We start from the raw sequence: 779 nt of genomic DNA, 5'->3' as shown, positions 1-779 counted from the left end.
GCTCCCACAGCTGACCGGGTTCCTGACATGAAATTATTGCCGCTTCTATTTCTGTTCGTTGGCGCCATTGCTCATGCCGACGACACCGACACGCCCCTGACCATCAACGGCTGCCTCATCGCCGAATCCAGTCAATGCCCCGGCGCCAACCTGCGGGGCGCCAACCTGGCGAACCAGGACCTGCGCAAGATGAATCTCGCCGGCGCCGACTTGCGCGATGCCGACCTGCGTCATGCGCGGCTGGACCTGGCCAACCTTGAAAAGGCGCAGCTCCAGGGCGCCAACCTGAACCGTGCCAGCCTGCAACAGAGCAACCTGCGCCTGGCGGATTTCAGCGGTGCCACGCTCAAGGCAATCCAGGGCTGGGGGTTGTTCGCCCAGGGCGCACAGTTGCAGCGGGCCGACCTGAGCGGTGCCTACCTTCAATTCGCCCGTTTGTCCGGGGCTCGCTTGCACGAGGCCAACCTGCAAGCCGCTGACCTGGAGATGGCCTGGCTGAGCAAGGCCGACCTCAAGCGCGCCGACCTGCGCGATGCCAACCTGCAAGAGGTCAAGCTCGCTGAAAGCAACCTGGAACAGGCCAACCTGAGTGGCTCGCGCCAGCACTACGGGAATTTCCAGGATGCGAATATGCAGGGTTGCATCGGTTGCCCGACAAGTTGGAATCACTGAGACCGTGGCGAGGGAGCTTGCTCCCGCTGGGGTGCGAAGCGCCCCCAAAACCAGACACCTCGGAATGTCAGGTTCATTGAATGGACCTTGTTAGGGCTGCTTCGCAG

1 protein-coding gene is annotated in these 779 nt (G+C 62.5%); it reads left to right on the top strand.

What is annotated here, in order from left to right:
* The first annotated feature begins 27 nt into the window (after nucleotides 1–27).
* Complete coding sequence (locus ACE04F_RS28045; RefSeq protein ID WP_486110865.1) at nucleotides 28–672, top strand: pentapeptide repeat-containing protein; 645 nt, start codon at nucleotides 28–30, stop codon at nucleotides 670–672.
* Nucleotides 673–779: the final 107 nt, after the last annotated feature.

The organism is Pseudomonas sp. AGC41 (genome assembly GCF_057334555.1).
Note: the sequence above shows the minus strand (reverse complement) of the source record. Positions and strands in the feature narration are given on the sequence as shown.

What these genes read in the sequence shown, in the direction of transcription:
- ACE04F_RS28045 (WP_486110865.1), top strand. Translation starts at nt 28, where the DNA reads ATGAAATTATTGCCGCTTCTATTTCTGTTCGTTGGCGCCATTGCTCAT.